The sequence below is a fragment of the Rhizobium sp. P38BS-XIX genome (genome assembly GCF_012641435.1).
Lineage (GTDB): Bacteria > Pseudomonadota > Alphaproteobacteria > Rhizobiales > Rhizobiaceae > Rhizobium.
The window spans coordinates 426,326-442,726 of the sequence record NZ_JABAIJ010000006.1 but is presented as its reverse complement, the minus strand read 5'-3'; the positions used below and the strand labels follow the sequence as shown (position 1 = coordinate 442,726).

The 16,401-nt window shown below is 59.1% G+C and carries 15 protein-coding genes; 13 read left to right on the top strand and 2 right to left on the bottom strand.

The window, feature by feature from the left end; translation table 11 throughout:
- The first annotated feature begins 27 nt into the window (after positions 1–27).
- The 10 genes from HGP17_RS21505 to HGP17_RS21460 all read left to right on the top strand — a co-directional run bounded on the left by HGP17_RS21505 (position 28) and on the right by HGP17_RS21460 (position 9,817).
- On the top strand, positions 28–1,569 hold the full coding sequence (locus tag HGP17_RS21505; protein WP_168812479.1) for a sugar ABC transporter ATP-binding protein: 1,542 nt from the start codon (positions 28–30) through the stop codon (positions 1,567–1,569).
- Between the two features lie 32 nt (positions 1,570–1,601).
- Positions 1,602–2,627, top strand: a complete 1,026-nt coding sequence (locus HGP17_RS21500) for an ABC transporter permease (RefSeq protein WP_168812478.1) — start codon at positions 1,602–1,604, stop codon at positions 2,625–2,627.
- A 189-nt stretch (positions 2,628–2,816) separates the two neighbouring features.
- Positions 2,817–3,872 (top strand): dipeptidase, encoded by a 1,056-nt coding sequence (locus tag HGP17_RS21495; protein ID WP_168812477.1) that lies wholly within the window; start codon positions 2,817–2,819, stop codon positions 3,870–3,872.
- Between the two features lie 51 nt (positions 3,873–3,923).
- Positions 3,924–5,564: an ABC transporter substrate-binding protein gene (locus tag HGP17_RS21490; RefSeq protein ID WP_168812476.1), complete on the top strand. Its 1,641-nt coding sequence runs from the start codon at positions 3,924–3,926 to the stop codon at positions 5,562–5,564.
- Between the two features lie 21 nt (positions 5,565–5,585).
- On the top strand, positions 5,586–6,653 hold the full coding sequence (locus HGP17_RS21485) for an ABC transporter permease (RefSeq protein WP_168812475.1): 1,068 nt from the start codon (positions 5,586–5,588) through the stop codon (positions 6,651–6,653).
- Entirely contained in the window at positions 6,650–7,576 is a 927-nt protein-coding gene (locus HGP17_RS21480) for an ABC transporter permease (protein WP_168812474.1), read from the top strand. Before HGP17_RS21485 ends, HGP17_RS21480 begins: the two co-directional genes overlap by 4 nt.
- Positions 7,573–8,406 carry an ABC transporter ATP-binding protein gene (locus tag HGP17_RS21475; RefSeq protein WP_168812473.1) on the top strand — a complete coding sequence of 278 codons (834 nt, stop codon included), beginning with the start codon at positions 7,573–7,575 and terminating at the stop codon, positions 8,404–8,406. Before HGP17_RS21480 ends, HGP17_RS21475 begins: the two co-directional genes overlap by 4 nt.
- Positions 8,403–9,152 carry an ABC transporter ATP-binding protein gene (locus HGP17_RS21470; RefSeq protein WP_168812472.1) on the top strand — a complete coding sequence of 250 codons (750 nt, stop codon included), beginning with the start codon at positions 8,403–8,405 and terminating at the stop codon, positions 9,150–9,152. The genes HGP17_RS21475 and HGP17_RS21470 overlap by 4 nt, the downstream gene beginning before the upstream one ends.
- 160 nt (positions 9,153–9,312) lie before the next feature.
- Positions 9,313–9,501 (top strand): hypothetical protein, encoded by a 189-nt coding sequence (locus HGP17_RS21465; RefSeq protein ID WP_168812471.1) that lies wholly within the window; start codon positions 9,313–9,315, stop codon positions 9,499–9,501.
- Between the two features lie 157 nt (positions 9,502–9,658).
- Positions 9,659–9,817 carry a hypothetical protein gene (locus tag HGP17_RS21460; RefSeq protein WP_168812470.1) on the top strand — a complete coding sequence of 53 codons (159 nt, stop codon included), beginning with the start codon at positions 9,659–9,661 and terminating at the stop codon, positions 9,815–9,817.
- Positions 9,818–10,048: 231 nt separating this feature from the next.
- On the opposite strand, the gene HGP17_RS21455 is transcribed toward HGP17_RS21460, so the two are convergent.
- Entirely contained in the window at positions 10,049–10,366 is a 318-nt protein-coding gene (locus HGP17_RS21455; protein WP_168812469.1) for a hypothetical protein, read from the bottom strand.
- Positions 10,367–10,444: 78 nt separating this feature from the next.
- Here HGP17_RS21455 and opgC point away from each other — a divergent pair, with 78 nt between their 5' ends.
- Both opgC and HGP17_RS21445 read left to right on the top strand, forming a co-directional pair.
- Positions 10,445–11,659, top strand: a complete 1,215-nt coding sequence (opgC, locus tag HGP17_RS21450) for an OpgC domain-containing protein (protein ID WP_168812468.1) — start codon at positions 10,445–10,447, stop codon at positions 11,657–11,659.
- A gap of 343 nt (positions 11,660–12,002) precedes the next feature.
- Complete coding sequence (locus HGP17_RS21445) at positions 12,003–13,094, top strand: porin (RefSeq protein WP_168812467.1); 1,092 nt, start codon at positions 12,003–12,005, stop codon at positions 13,092–13,094.
- A 349-nt stretch (positions 13,095–13,443) separates the two neighbouring features.
- On the opposite strand, the gene HGP17_RS21440 is transcribed toward HGP17_RS21445, so the two are convergent.
- Complete coding sequence (locus HGP17_RS21440; RefSeq protein ID WP_168812466.1) at positions 13,444–15,213, bottom strand: glucan ABC transporter ATP-binding protein/ permease; 1,770 nt, start codon at positions 15,211–15,213, stop codon at positions 13,444–13,446.
- A 370-nt stretch (positions 15,214–15,583) separates the two neighbouring features.
- On the opposite strand from HGP17_RS21440, the gene HGP17_RS21435 reads away from it, so the two are divergent.
- Positions 15,584–16,324 carry a LuxR family transcriptional regulator gene (locus tag HGP17_RS21435; protein WP_168812465.1) on the top strand — a complete coding sequence of 247 codons (741 nt, stop codon included), beginning with the start codon at positions 15,584–15,586 and terminating at the stop codon, positions 16,322–16,324.
- The last annotated feature ends 77 nt before the right edge of the window (positions 16,325–16,401 follow it).

The following is a 16,401-nucleotide window of genomic DNA, read 5'->3' as shown; positions in this document are numbered from 1 at the left end:
GAAATCCGATCTGCCCGGGAGGGAAAAATGGTTGTGAGCCCATCCACCATGGCGGCGGTGCGCGCCAGCGGCGTTGTCCCCAATGCCGCCTATCTGCTGAGCGCCGAAGGCGTGCGCAAGGAGTTTCCTGGCGTTCTGGCGCTCGACGACGTTTCCTTCCGCCTGAAGCGCGGCACGGTGCATGCGCTGATGGGTGAAAACGGCGCGGGCAAATCGACGTTGATGAAGATCCTCGCCGGCATCTATATTCCCGACCAGGGCGAAGTGCGTTTGAAGGGCGTCGAGATCCGGTTGAAATCGCCGCTCGATGCGCTCGAAAACGGGATTGCCATGATCCATCAGGAACTGAACCTGATGCCCTTCATGACAGTCGCCGAGAACATCTGGATCCGGCGTGAGCCGAAGAACCGCTTCGGCCTTGTCGATCATGCCGAGATGAGCCGTAAGACCGAAGAGCTCTTTCAGCGGCTGAACATTTCCCTGGACCCGGAAATCCAGGTGCGCGAGCTTTCCGTTGCAAGCCGGCAGATGGTCGAGATCGCCAAGGCGGTCTCCTATAATTCCGACGTCCTCATCATGGACGAACCGACTTCGGCGCTCACCGAGCGCGAGGTGGCGCATCTCTTCCAGATCATTCGCGACCTGCGCTCGCAGGGCATCGGTATCGTCTACATCACCCACAAGATGAACGAGCTGTTCGAGATCGCCGACGAATTCTCGGTGTTTCGCGACGGCAAATATATCGGCACGCATGCCTCTACCGATGTGACGCGCGACGACATCATCCGCATGATGGTCGGCCGCGAGATTACCCAGATGTTCCCCAAGGAAGAGGTGCCGATCGGCGAGACCGTTCTCTCGGTCAAGGATCTCAGCCTCGACGGCGTCTTCTCCAATGTTTCCTTCGATGTCAGGGCAGGCGAAATTCTCGGCGTGGCCGGGCTGGTGGGATCAGGCAGGTCCAATGTTGCCGAAGCCATCTTCGGCGTCACGCCCGCCTCGTCCGGCACGATCGAGCTCTTCGGCAAGAAGACCGCGATCGCTTCGCCGGCGGCTGCCATCCGCCACGGCATGGCTTTCTTGACCGAGGACCGCAAGGATACGGGCTGTCTTCTGATCCTCAGCGTGCTGGAGAACATGCAGGTCGCAGTCCTGCACGACCAGTTCGTGCGTGGCGGATTCGTGCAGGAAGGCGCCATTGAGCAGGCCTGCGAGGAGATGGCCAAGAAATTGCGCGTCAAGACGCCGAACCTCGACGAACGCATCGAAAACCTCTCCGGCGGCAATCAGCAGAAGGCGTTGATCGGCCGGTGGATGCTCACCAATCCCCGCATTCTCATTCTGGACGAACCGACGCGCGGCATCGATGTCGGCGCCAAGGCGGAAATCCATCGTCTCGTCACCGAAATGGCGCGCAACGGCGTCGCCGTCATCATGATCTCGTCGGAAATGCCCGAGGTGCTCGGCATGAGCGACCGCATCATGGTCATGCATGAAGGACGGGTCACGGGCTTCCTGGATCGGGCGGACGCAACTCAAGTGAAGGTGATGGAGCTGGCCGCGCAGTGACGCCGCCAACCATTGCAAGGGAGGATTGAACCATGGTTACCAAAGTTGCAGAGGCGACCGCTCCGGCAGTCACGCGGCCAAGACGCCGTCGTGTTCCGCCCGAACTCGGCATCTTCCTTGTGCTGATCGGCATTGCGCTGCTCTGTGAGGTCCTCGGCTGGATCTTCGTCGGGCAGAGCTTCCTGATGAACCTGCAGCGCCTGAAGATCATGATCCTGCAAGTTTCCGTCATCGGCATCATCTCTGTCGGCGTGACGCAGGTCATCATCACGGGCGGCATCGATCTTTCATCCGGCTCGGTCGTCGGCCTGACTGCCATGATCGCGGCGAGCTTCGCGCAGTCGTCGACATGGGCACGCGCCGTCTATCCGGCACTGACCGACATGCCTTTCGTCGTGCCGATCGGCATCGGTCTGCTCATCGGGCTCGCCGCCGGCTTCATCAACGGCCAGCTGATCACGCAGACAAAGATCCCGCCTTTCATCGCGACGCTCGGGATGATGGTCTCGGCCCGCGGCCTGTCGAAGCTGTACACGAAGGGTCAGCCGATTTCCGGTCTCACCGACCAGTTCAACTTCATCGGTTCGGGCATCTGGCCTGTCGTCGTCTTCCTGATCATCGCGGTGCTCTTCCATGTCGTCCTGCGCTACACGCGCTACGGCAAGTTCACCTACGCGATCGGCGCCAATGTGCAGGCGGCACGTGTCTCGGGCATCAATGTCGAAGGGCATCTGGTCAAGGTCTATGCAATTGCTGGCCTGCTTGCCGGTCTCGCTGGCATCATCACGGCTGCCCGCGTTCAGACGGCGCAGGCGGGCATGGGCGTCAACTACGAGCTGGATGCGATCGCGGCTGCCGTCATCGGCGGTACGTCGTTGACCGGCGGCGTCGGCCGCATCGCCGGCACCGTGATCGGTACCGTCATCCTCGGCGTGATGATTTCCGGCTTCACCTTCCTCAACGTCGATGCCTATTACCAGGAAATCGCCAAGGGCTTCATCATTGTCGCAGCCGTGGCCATCGACGTCTATCGCCAGAAGAAGCGGGCCAAGCGCTAAAACGCTAGAATATCGTCAGCGTTCCAGCATACTTTCAAGGCGGGGTTTTACCCCGCCTTTTCCGTCTGGCATGGCAATTCCATGCAAATGCAAATTTTTTTCATTTGGGTATGGCGAATCCTGTCAGCTTTTCTATTCTGGCCGCTTTCCATTTGCTCACCTCTTTGAGCGCTTCATCCGGGATAGACGATGCAATCCGTATTCGATGGTCATAACGACGTTCTGCTGAGACTTTGGCATCATGCGCGCGATGGCGCCGATCCGGTCGCCGAATTCTGGGACGGCACATCCAGCGGCCATATCGATGCGCCTCGTTCGAAGGCCGGCGCCCTCGCCGGCGGTCTGTGCGCCATCTATATTCCCTCGGGCGATCTCGTCTTTGCCGATCCGGACAGCAACGGCCATTATGCCACGCCGCTTGCGGCTCCGCTGGAGCGTGCGCCCTCGCTCGATATTGCGCTGGATATGGCGGCGATCGCGCTGCGGCTCGACCGCGCCGGCGTCTGGAAGCTTTGCCGCTCCACCGCCGAGATCCGCGATTGCATGGACAAGGGCATCTTTGCTGCCGTCATGCACATGGAAGGCTGCGAGGCGATCGATGCCGATCTCGTTGCACTCGAAACCTTTTATGCCGCCGGCTTGCGCTCGCTCGGCCCCGTCTGGAGCCGCAACAACGTTTTTGCCCACGGCGTTCCCTTCGCCTATCCGAGCTCGCCGGATACCGGACCCGGCCTTACGGACGCGGGCTTCGCGCTGGTGCGCGCCTGCAATCAGCTCGGCATCCTCATCGATCTCGCCCACATCACGGAAAAAGGCTTCTGGGATGTGGCCAAGACCTCGGACCAGCCGCTGGTCGCCAGCCACTCCAACGCGCATGCGCTGACGCCGGTCGCGCGCAACCTCACGGACAAGCAGCTGGACGCCATCAAGGAAAGCCGTGGCATCGTCGGGCTCAACTACGCGACGGCCATGCTGCGCGACGATGCGCGCTCGGATGCCGATACGCCTCTCGAGGCGATGGTGCGTCATGTGGATCACCTGGTCAGCCGCGTCGGCATCGACTGTGTCGGCCTCGGATCAGACTTCGACGGTGCCACGATCCCTGCTGAAATCGGCGATGCGGCCGGCAACCAAAAGCTGATTGCCGCTCTTCGAAACGTTGGCTATGGTGAAGCCGATCTCGTAAAGCTGAGCAGGGAGAACTGGCTTCGCGTCCTGGCATCCGCCTGGAAGGAAGGCAGCTAATCAATTGCGTTCTGATGTTGCGTAGAGTTTGTTAAGAGGGGAATGAAAACAATGATGATAAGCAAGATGAACAGCGGTTTCCGCGCGCTTTCCGCCGGTGTCGCTCTTTCGCTTCTGTTGATGGCGGCGCCGAACGCATATGCCGCAACGCCGAAGGACACACTTGTCGAAGGCTTTGCATTCGACGATATCCTGAGCATGGATCCGGCAGAAGCCTATGAGCTCTCGGCTGCCGAAATCACCGGCAACACCTACAGCCTGCTGGTGCGCCTCGACATCGACGACACCTCGAAGATCAAGGGCGACATTGCCGAAAGCTGGTCCGTTTCCGACGACCACCTGACCTATACGTTCAAGCTGAAGCCCGGCCTGAAGTTTGCCTCCGGCAACCCGATCACCGCCGATGACGTTGCATGGTCTTTCGAGCGCGTCGTCAAGCTGAACAAGAGCCCGGCATTCATCCTCACGCAGTTCGGCCTTACCGGCGACAACGTGACGGAAAAGGCCAAGGCGACCGATCCGAATACTTTCACCTTCACCGTCGACAAGCCTTACGCACCGAGCTTCGTGCTCAACTGCCTGACCGCGACCGTCGCCGAAATCGTCGACAAGAAGCTGGTCCTGCAGCACGTGAAGCCGGCAACGCCGACCGCCGACTACAAGTATGACAACGATTTCGGCAATGCATGGCTGAAAACGGGCTTTGCCGGTTCCGGTCCGTTCAAGCTGCGCGAATGGCGCGCCAACGAAGCCGTCGTGCTTGAGCGCAACGACAATTACTATGGCGACAAGACGAAGCTGAACCGCGTCATCTATCGCTTCATGAAGGAAAGCTCCGCGCAGCGTCTGGCACTGGAGAACGGCGACATCGATATCGCCCGCAACCTTTCTCCGACCGATCTCGAGGCTGTCGAGAAGAACCCGAAGCTCGCGTCCACAAGCGCGCCGAAGGGCACGATCTACTACATGAGCCTCAACCAGAAGAATGCGAACCTTGCCAAGCCCGAGGTGCAGCAGGCCTTCAAGTATCTGGTCGACTACGATGCCATCGGCAAGACGCTGATCAAGGGCATCGGCGAGATCCATCAGACCTTCGAACCGAAGGGCATGCTCGGCTCGCTCGACGAAAATCCGTTCAAGCTCGACGTCGCCAAGGCCAAGGAATTGCTGGCCAAGGCAGGTCTGCCTGATGGATTCCCGATCACCATGGACGTCCGCAGCATCGAGCCGGATACCAGCATCGCAACTGCGATCCAGCAGACGCTCGGCCAAGCCGGCATCAAGGTGGAAATCATCCCCGGTGACGGCAAGCAGAAGCTGACGAAGTATCGCGCCCGCAATCACGATATCTATTTCGGCAACTGGGGCCCGGACTATTGGGATCCCCATTCCAACGCCGACACATTCACCACGAACGACGACAATTCCGATGCCAGCACCAACAAGACGCTGACCTGGCGCAACACCTGGACCTCGCCTGAGCTGGAAAAGGAAGCGAAGGCTGCTCTCTTCGAGGGCGATGCGACCAAGCGCGGCGCCATGTATCAGGAAATTCAGAAGAAGTTCCTGGATGCCAGCCCGTTCGTCATTCTCTATCAGCAGACGGAAGTTGCCGGCTATCGCAAGGACGTGAAGGATTTCAAGCTCGGCCCGAGCTTTGATAACAACTTCGTCTGGCCGGTCTCCAAGTGATGGTCCGACGGGATTAGTCTTTTGAGCAGTGTTGAACGGAAAATGCAGGTGCGGCCCAAGAAGGGCCGTGCCGCTCCCTTTTTCATGGGGCTGCTGCGATTTCTCGTCGTGGCAGTCACCACCTATCTCGGCCTTCTGGCCGTCACCTTCTTCATCGGCCGCGTCATACCGATCGATCCGGCACTGGCGATCGCCGGCGATCACGCGCCGCAACAGGTGCTGGAGCGTCTTCGGCGCGAGATGCATCTCGACCAGCCGCTTTATCTGCAGTTCTATTATTATCTGCTGAGCGCGCTCAGCGGCGATTTCGGCACGTCGGTGCTGACGACCAATCCGGTCATGGACGACATCAAGCGGGTCTTCCCGGCGACGATGGAGCTTGCGACCGTCGGCACGATCATCGGCGCGCTGTTCGGCGTTCCCTTCGGGGTTCTCGCCGCCGTGCGGCGCAACAGTTTCATCGACCAGATCGTCCGTGTCATCGGCCTTGTCGGCTATTCCGTGCCGGTCTTCTGGTTGGCTATGGTGTCGCTCGTCATCTTCTATGCGAAGCTGAACTGGGTGGCTTACCCGGGCCGCATCGACATCGCGTTTGAATATACCTTCGAGCCGATCACGGGCTTTTTCCTGCTCGACAGCGCCATGCAGGGGCAGTGGGACGTCTTCTGGGATGTCTTCCGTCACATCATTCTGCCGGCGTCGCTGCTCGGCTATTTCTCGCTGGCCTATATCAGCCGCATGACGCGCAGCTTCATGCTGAACGAGCTGGGGCAGGAATATATCGTCGCTGCTCGCGCCAAGGGGCTTTCGGAAACGCGGGTCATCTGGGGCCATGCTCTTCGCAGCGCCATGGTGCCGCTGATTACCGTGATCGCGCTTTCCTATGCCGGGTTGCTCGAAGGGTCGGTACTGACGGAGATCGTCTTTTCCTGGCCCGGTATCGGCTTCTACATCACCAGCTCGCTGCGCAATGCCGACATGAACGCCGTTCTTGGCGGCACCATCGTCGTCGGCACTGTCTTCATCGGCATCAATCTCATTTCCGATCTCCTGTATCGGACTCTCGATCCAAGGACTCGACGTAAATGACTGTTGAGACCACCCAACCCAGCCTGAGGGACTGGCTGCTCTCCGAGCGGCCGCAGTCCCGCCGGCAGGCGAGACTTGGACGCGCCTATGTTACGTGGCGCCAGTTTTCCGCCAATCGTCTGGCCGTCCTCGGCCTGCTGATCATCGTCGCGCTCGTGCTGATAGCGGCGCTGGCAGATGTCATCGCACCGCACTCCCCCGTGATCGGCGACCTTACGAACGCCTATCTGAAACCGCCCGGCACGCCCGGCTACCTGCTCGGCACCGACGATCTCGGCCGCGATATTCTCTCGCGCCTGATCTATGGTTCGCGCTGGACGCTCTACATCGTCGTGCTGGTGGCGATCATATCGGCGCCGATCGGGCTGATCATCGGCATGGTATCCGGTTATATGGGCGGCTGGGTCGATACGATCCTGATGCGCGTCACGGATATCTTCCTCGCCTTCCCGAAGCTGGTGCTGGCGCTCGCCTTCGCCGGCGCGCTCGGGGCCGGTATCGAAAACGCCGTCATCGCCATTGCGATCACCTCATGGCCGCCTTATGCGCGCCTGGCGCGTGCGGAAACGATGACCGTGCGGCACTCCGATTATATCGCGGCGGTAAAGCTGATGGGCGCTTCCTCGTTGCGCATCATCTTCCGCCACATCATGCCGCTCTGCATCTCGTCGGTCATCGTTCGTGTCACGCTCGACATGGCCGGCGTGATCCTGACGGCTGCCGGTCTCGGTTTCCTCGGCCTCGGCGCGCAGCCGCCGTTGCCGGAATGGGGCGTCATGATCGCAAGCGGCTTCAAATACTATCTCGACCAATGGTGGGTGGCCGCCATGCCCGGCATCGCGATCCTCATTGTCAGCCTCGGCTTCAACCTGCTCGGCGATGGTCTGCGCGATGCGCTCGATCCGAAGGAGAGCGGCCAATGACGACACTTTTGACCGTCGAGAATCTCAGGGTTCGTTACCCAACCCGCACCGGCGTCATCGACGCCGTGCGCGGCGTGTCCTTCACGCTCGGCCGCGAACGGCTGGGGATTGTCGGCGAGAGCGGTTCCGGCAAGTCGCAGACCGGCCGCGCGATCATGGGGCTGACGCCGCCGCATGGCATCGTCACGGCCGACAAGCTGGATTTCAGCGGTATCGAGCTCCTGTCGGTTTCGGCCAGAGAGCGTCGCGCGCTGCGGGGAAAGCGCATCGCCATGGTGCTGCAGGATCCGAAATATTCGCTCGATCCCGTCATGACCATCGGCAAGCAGATCACCGAGACGCTGCGCACGCATGAGAAGATCGGCAAGGCGGAGGCGCGCGATCGCGCCCTGGCCATGCTCGAAGCGGTGCAGATTCGCGATCCCGCGCGTGTCTATGGCCTGCATCCGCACGAGGTATCCGGTGGTATGGGGCAGCGTGTCATGATCGCCATGATGTTGATTGCCGGACCGGAGCTCCTGATCGCCGACGAGCCGACTTCGGCACTCGACGTCACAGTGCAGCTCGATGTGCTCAAGATCATGGACAAGCTCGTCTCGGAGCGGGGCATGGGCTTGATTTTCGTCTCGCACGATCTGCGTCTGGTGTCGTCCTTCTGCGATCGCGTCATCGTCATGTATGCCGGCAAGGTCGTGGAAGAACTCAAGGCTTCCGAATTGAACAACGCGCAGCATCCCTACACCCGCGGCTTGCTGAACTGCATGCCCGTCATCGGACAGAATCGTCACCCGCTGCCGGTTCTCGACCGCAAACCGGAGTGGGCGGCATGACGGCGGCACTTGCAGTTGATGGTCTCAGCGTCGTCTATGACGGCTATTATGCGCTGGATGCCGTCAAGGTCGAGGTAAACGAAGGCGAATCCTTCGGTCTCGTCGGCGAATCCGGCTCTGGTAAATCGACGCTGCTGAGGGCCGTCGCCGGTCTTGCGCCGGTCAGCGATGGAACGATCCGCATCGGCGCCGAGCGGCTGCGCGGCGCAAAGCGCAGCAAGGACTTTTATCGTCAGGTGCAGATGGTGTTTCAGGATCCCTACGGATCGCTGCATCCGCGCCAGACGATCGACCGGTTGCTTCTGGAACCGTTGGCCATCCACGGGATCAGCGATACGGAAACCCGTATTGCGAGAGCGCTCGACGAAGTGGGTCTGGGAACCGGTTTCCGCTTCCGCTATCCGCATCAGCTCTCCGGCGGTCAACGCCAGCGCGTTGCCATTGCCCGCGCCCTGATCGTCGAACCGTCGATCCTGCTGCTCGACGAGCCGACATCGGCGCTCGATGCCTCGGTGCAGGCCGAAGTGCTCAACCTTCTCGAACAGGTGCGCAAGGACCGCAACCTGACCTTCGTGATGGTGAGCCACGATCTCGGGGTCGTCACCCATATGTGCGAGCGTCTGGCCGTCATGCGCAACGGCGCCGTCGTCGAGAGATTGACGGCAAAAGAGTTGGCGTCGGGTGACGTCAAGGAAGACTACACGCGCAATCTGATGATTGCGAGCAAGGGGTTCGTCCGCGCCTGAGCGGACGAGCTTCAAGTGCCGGTGAGCGTTAAGGAATCGGCCCTGAAACACGACTAATCGTGTAGACTATTGACACGTGCCGCAATTCTGTCATGATCTCGTTAATGGCGGTTAACTTTCGTGATCCTGAAAACGGGTCAGACGCAAGTGGAGGCAGAGCATGTTTTTCATGGGTGGCATGACCATGGGCTATCTTCATCCGCCGGCTCCGGCAAAGCGCGAAGGTGCACGGTCTTCCTCCCATTCGGACGACAAGTGCCTGCGCCAGACCGGACCTGCCGAAGAGCAGGCGGTGGACAACGGCGCTATAGAGCGCAGCTTGATTTGGGCTCGTCGCATTCTCTGCTGATCGGCATCATCCCGATCTTTTGAGCCCCAGAAATCCAGTGGTTTATTTTTTCTCGAGCGAACTTCTGGACGGAAATTCATCTCTACCTAGTTGATAGGAAATGTATGAATGTCCGCTCTAGGTTCAGACGCATAAGAAAAACGAACGGAGGCAACACATGGCGAATTTGGGTATGTCGAATACGCATGTGAATCAGTTCGATGGTTCCAAGCGGGCCGCAAAGACGCGGCACAAGATTCAGACGGCCGTTCACGTTGTTCTATTTTCGGCGGCGTTTCTGTTCGTTGCCGCGATTGTTTGCGGCATCGTCGTTTGATCCAATCTACCGCCGCCATTTAGGTGCGCCGGAGATTAACCTCTGCCCATAATCGCGATCCCGAATGCGGGATTTGACGGTAGCAAAGCTTCCGCCTTCTAGGAGGGTGTTTGCGCCCTAGCGCATCCTGACATCACCATGTTAAGCGCGCGTGGGTTTGGCTTCACCATCAAAATCCAACTGATGGGATTGAGCGACGCTGTCGGCGTGTGTTCGTGCACATGATCGTGATCAAGCGATAGCTAACGTGTAAAGCTCTCCGTCGCCGCGACTGATATCTAATGAATCAGGGAAAATGATTGGCCTTGGCGGCCGGCGCTGATATCTGCATGTCAGCTGGCCAATATATCGAGTCGTGATCGCAGGTGTTTCAGGCATTTGCATCAAAGTCATCGCCGGTGTTTGCGGCGGAACTTGCCCTTTGGGCGGAAAATACCGCATTTCCGTCTCAAAAGCGCCCGATGCGAACGGATACTCGGCCAGAATAATGACAGGGCGTTCGCCCGATTCTAAAACGATCACCCGATCGGACAGTCGCTTTTTCTGCACTGTTTTGCTTCGACGATTGGGACCAGGAGGGAACTCTTTGGCCCCGGTTGCATTTGATTGTCGGAACAGGAGAGTTTGATGGACTCGAGGGCAGAAATCGGCCCGGCGTTGGCAAGGCCAGTCAGTGTGCCGAAGCCGGTATCGACGCGGGATACACGGCTGGATGTTCTCAGGGCTATCGCCCTGATCATGATCTTCATCAATCACGTACCGGGTCAGTTGTTTGAAATGCTGACCTCGAAAAACTTTGGCTTCTCGGATGGGGCCGAAGCTTTCGTGCTGATTTCAGGCATGTCCGTGGCGCTTGCCTACGGAACGCGCTTTTCGCCCGGCAATCGGATCGCCATGACCTGGAAGGCGGTCAAACGCGCTTTCACTCTCTACACCGCGCATATGATCACCACCTTCGTGACGCTCGTGTTGTTCATCTCCGGCGCGTGGATCTTTCACCAGAAAGGCCTGCTGTGCGAGGTCAATATCCTTGCGCTGCTCATGGACCCGGCCGGCGGTATCCCGGCGCTGCTGACACTTGGCCATCAAATCGGTTATAACAATATCCTCCCCATGTACGCGGCGCTGTTTTTGATGCTGCCGCTCATCATGCTGCTGGAAGCGAAAAATCCGATCCTGCTGCTTCTGATCTCCGCCAGCGTCTGGCTCATATCGGGCGTTTATTCCATTGCTCCGCACACGACCCTGCTTGAAGGCTTCTGGTTCCTCAATCCGCTGTCCTGGCAGTTGCTGTTCGTTATCGGCTTCGTCGCCGTGATGCACGTGAAACGCGGCGGTCGGATTCCGGCGAACCCTTTTTTGATCGCACTGACTGGCGCCTATGTGCTGCTGTCCTTCATCTGGGTGACAGACAAGCTCTGGGTCCTTGGCGACTATCTGGCGATGCTCGGCCTGCCGACCGTGGTGACCGGCTTCGACAAGACATTTCTATCTCTGCCGCGGTTGCTGCATGTTCTGGCGCTTGCCTATCTCATCGTCAGCGTCCCGGCCATCTCGCAATTCCTACGGCGTTCGGCCCATCACCCGCTGACCATTCTTGGCCGCCATTCGCTGAATATCTTCGTTGCCGGCACGATTCTCGCCATGGCTGGCCAGGTTCTGCTTTACGTGACGAATAAAAGCCCGGTCGTGGGCGCAATTTACGTCGTCATCGGCATCGCTGCGCAGTTCCTCTACGCCTACCATCTGGAAAACAAACGCCTTCACGCTGCCGGCCAGCGCGCCCAGAAGGCCTCGCCGAACACCGGCGCCCTCTCAGCCTCGATCGGAAAGCATTCCTGAGGCTATGATTGAGCCGTGTCTTATGCACGGCTCAACTCTCTGATTTCCTGTAATTTTTGGCATGTGACAATTTCACGAAGGAATTGTGACGTGATTTTCCTGCAACGCAAAATTTTTTGGATGCGTCGCAGCAGAAATTAGAGTGCCCAAAATCTTGTTGTGCAAAATTTAATTGTTATATCGACGATGTGACGTCGCTCGGGGAGCGCCGGCATCGCGTCGCTGGCGTATCCGAAGGGGTGCGCGCGGCATTCGTGGGGATTATCACATCGGGAATGGGGTAGGGACGTCGATTTCTCGGCGCGATGACTCATGCCCAATCGCTACTGGATTGGAGTAATCTATGAATATCAGAAGTCTTCTTCTCGGTTCGGCCGCCGCCCTGGCAGCTGTTTCGGGAGCGCAGGCGGCTGACGCCATCGTGGCTGCCGAGCCGGAACCGCTGGAATACGTTCGTATCTGCGATGCTTACGGCCCTGGCTACTTCTTCATTCCCGGCACCGAAACCTGCCTGAAGGTCGGCGGACGCGTCCGCACCGAGGGCGAATGGTATGATGCCTACAACGCAAACAGCCACATCGGTACGCTCTGGCATACCCGTGCGGAACTGAGCGTCGATACCGCAAGCGACACTGAATACGGCCCGCTGAAGACCAACACGGTCATCCGTTGGGACTGGAATGACGGCAACACCACCAGCACCAAGCTGCTCTGGGCCAATATCAGCCTCGGCGGCTTCCTCGTCGGTAAGGCCGACTCGCAGTACAACTACTTCATGGGCTACGCCGGCAACGTCATCAACGACGACGTCATCTATGACGGCCCGAAGGAACTCAACCAGCTGACTTACAAGTACGATGCCGGCAACGGTTTCACGGCTGTGATCTCGCTGGAAGATTCCAACTCGTCGAGCGATACGTCTTCCTACGGCGGCGCATGGCGCACCGGCAAGGGTGACCACTATGCTCCGGACGTCGTTCTCGGCGCCGGTTACAAGACGGGTGCATGGACGCTGCGCGTTATCGGCGGCTATGACAGCGTCGTTGAAGAAGGCGCGATCAAGGCTCGTATCGATGCCGATTTCGGCGCCTTCAAGGCCTTCCTCATGGGCGGCTGGAACACGAACGGCGACAAGCTGAACAAGTATGCCGGCTCTTATCTCAACAGCAACCGCGCAGCCTGCCCGACCAACGGTGCGGATTGCGGCTGGGGCGATTGGGCCTTCTGGACCGGCGCAAGCTACCAGCTGACGCCGAAGCTGCAGGCTAATGCCCAGGTTGCCTACACCGACTCGAAGATCTTCGCCGCCACCGCCAACGTCGCATGGCGTCCGGTCAAGGATCTGCTGATCGAGCCGGAAGTGTCCTACACGAACTGGGATGCCGCCGATGCCGATCAGTGGGCTGGCGTCCTTCGCTTCGAGCGCAAGTTCTGATCCTCAACTCCGGTCGGGCGCCGATGCTAACTCCTGGTAGCGTCCGACCGTATTGACCTCCGATCAGAAAACGGAAAGGCCCGGTTTTCCCGCCGGGCCTTTTTCGTGCTTGATGGGCAGCGTCTGCTTCGCGCAGCTTTTCACAGGCGATACCCCTCAACTCAACCTTCTCTTCGCCTGCGGGGAGAGAGCGCTATTTCAACCAGGAGACGGTTGGGTTTTAGGGGGCAGATATCGAACCCGGCATCGTGTCTCGCTGGCAGCGCCATCCGTTCAGCCATCGGCCGCGCAATAAAAAAGCCGGGAGAGCGGTGCTCTCCCGGCTTCGATCTTGGGCCCCTTGCGAAGATCAGGCGGCTTCGTTTTCCGTTGCATGTGCCTTGCGGACTTCTTCGTCCGTCAGGATGCCGCTGGCGCGGAGCAGGGCGGCGAAGCGGCCGTTGCTCTGGCTGAGTTCGCTGAAGCTGCCGTTCTCGATGACGCGACCATTGTCGAGGAAGAGAACGATATCGGCTTCGCGAACCGTCGACAGGCGGTGGGCGATAATGAAGGTCGTGCGGTTCTGACGCAGATTGTCGATAGCCGCCTTGACCCGGTTTTCCGTTTCGACGTCGAGCGCGCTGGTTGCCTCGTCTAAGACAAGGATCGGCGCGTCCTTCAAAATAGCGCGAGCGATCGCGATACGCTGACGTTCACCACCCGAAAGCTTGTTGCCACGCTCGCCGACACGGGTCTCGTAACCGCTCTCGCGGGTTTCGATAAAGTCGTTGGCGGCGGCGGCCTGAGCGGCGCGGACCATTTCTTCCTGGGTCGCACCTTCGCGGCCGAGGCGGATGTTGTCGCTGATCGAGCGGTTCAGCAGGCCGGCATCCTGGAAGACGGTGGCGATGTAGCGGCGCAGCGAGCGGCGCGTCACCTTGGTGATGTCGTTACCGTCGACGAGGATCTGACCGGACTGCGGGTCGAATACGCGCTGCAGCAGGTTGACGAGCGTCGTCTTGCCGGCGCCGGTCGGGCCGACGATGGCAACCGTCTGACCGGCCTTCACCTTGAAGGAGATGTCGTGCAGACCCTGCGAGGTGTTGGCAAAGCCAAACGAGACATTGCGGAATTCAACCTCGCCCTTGACGTCCTTGATTTCGGCAAGGCCGGCAGGCTCTTCGCGGTCGCGGACGGAATCTTCCAGCGTGTAGAAGTCTTCAAGCTTGGCGCGAGCCTCGAAAATCTGGTTGGCGAAGTTGCGCAGCTGCTCCAGGCGAGCGATCAGCACGTTGGCGAAGGCGATAAAGGTGATCAGTGCGCCAAGGCTGAGGCTGCCGTCCTGTACGAGAACAGTACCGATCATGAGGATGGCCATCATGGCAACCGTGGATGCGGTACGGTTCAGCGCGCCGGCAAGTGCCCACCAGTCGAGAACCGGGTACTGGGCTTGCAGCAGGCGTTCGGTAAAGGACTTCAGCGCCTTGGTTTCAGCTTCGATGCGGTTGTAGCTGTGCAGCACCGAAACGTTGCTGATCGAGTCGCTCACATGCGAGAAAACCGTGTTGTAATGGCTTTCGACCGAAGTCTGGCCATCCTTCGTACGGCTCATAACCAGACGGCCGATGACCCAGTAGAAGGCGCCAAGCAGGATGAGAACGCCCGACAGACGCAGGTCCATGGCAATCGCGGTCGGGATCATGACCACGAGCGCAACGGCGGTCGTCAGGTGATTGCGCATGAATTCGAGCCACAGGCCGAACAGTGCTTCGCAAGCGCGCAGCAGCGTGTTCAGCGCACTCGCGGTGCCGCGCTGGCTATGCCAGGAGAGCGGCATCGAAATGATGCGGCCGAAAGCTTCGGTCAGCAGGGAAGCGCGGCGACCATGCGCAAGGCGATCCGCCTCGCGGGACACCACGATGAAAGCGACAGCACTGAAGACTGCGAAGCCGGCCCATAGGATCATGGTCGGCGTCACGGCCTCTTTCTTGGCAATGGCATCGAAGATGCGGCCGAACAGAACCGGCTCATAGATGGTCGTCATCGCCAAGGCGATGTTGGCAATTACGACCATCCAAACGCGGTATCGATACGCGCCAAGATACTTCAGGGCTCTTGCATAGACTTTGAACAGTGACACGTCAGACACCTCTGTGCATCAACAAAACTCGGAATGATCGGATGCTACAGATTGCTACCTGAACCGGCGATTAACGGAATCCAACGCTGTTTTTTCATCGGAATTTTTTGCATCTTGCGCGGGCGAGCGCGAAGCTTTCTCTATCGGCCGCCGCTAAAATGTGACAGTTTATGTAAGGCTTTGGCGCCGCGTTGTCATATCGCGCAAGGATTGCCATTCATAGTTGAATGACAAAAATTTCGCCAAGGGCGTTCAATTTTGCGGCCATGTGAGTATGTTGCCGGCCTTCGGGGCATGCTGTGGGGCCAGACGGACATCGATCGAAGGTCCGTCCGCCAGTAATCCGGGCCGCCAGGTCCAAGGGGTAGATGTGAATATCCATTCGTTATTGCAACTTCTTGTCATCATTGAAGAGTGCAAGACCACCAAAAGTGTCGTCTCCGAGCTCGAGCAAGTGCTTCGCTCCTATAAGTTCGATTTCTACGGCCTGCTGAAGCAGCCGCGACCAAATGTCGAGATCTCAAGTTTCATGCTTGCCAGCCGCTGGCCGGAAAATTGGCCGGTCACCTATGAAAACAAGCGCTACATGCTTGTCGATCCCGTCGCCCGCTATCTCAGCCGGGCGCAGCGTCCATTCCGCTGGCGCGATGCGGTAACGGCATTGAAGAGCGATCCTCTGCGCCGGCGGATGGAGCAGATGATGGCGGATGCCCGTGCCAACGGGCTGGTCGACGGCTATATCTTCCCGATCCACGGCCGCAACGGCCTGCTCGGCAGTTTGACGATCGGCGGAGAGGCTGTGGATCTCTCGCCGACGGAACTGTCGCTTTTCGATGCGGTGGCGAGAAAGGCGTTCTGGCGGCTGCTGGAGCTGAACGACGAAGCGCAGGCACTGGAAGAGGGATCCAGTCTTGCGGCAAAGCTCACCAAGCGGGAGATGGAAGTGCTGAGCCACCTGGCCGACGGCATGACCTCTATCGAGATCAGCCGGCTGCTGGCGATCTCCAATCATACCGTCGATTGGTACATGAACAGCATTCAGGACAAGCTCGACGCCAAAAATCGACAGCACATTGTCGCAATCGCTTTCAGAAACGGTCTTATTCCGTAGCGGCAACTATTTTGATTTCTGGCAGCATGAGGAAATTGAACTTCCTGTGACAAGAAGTTAAGAATTTTCTTCGCGGG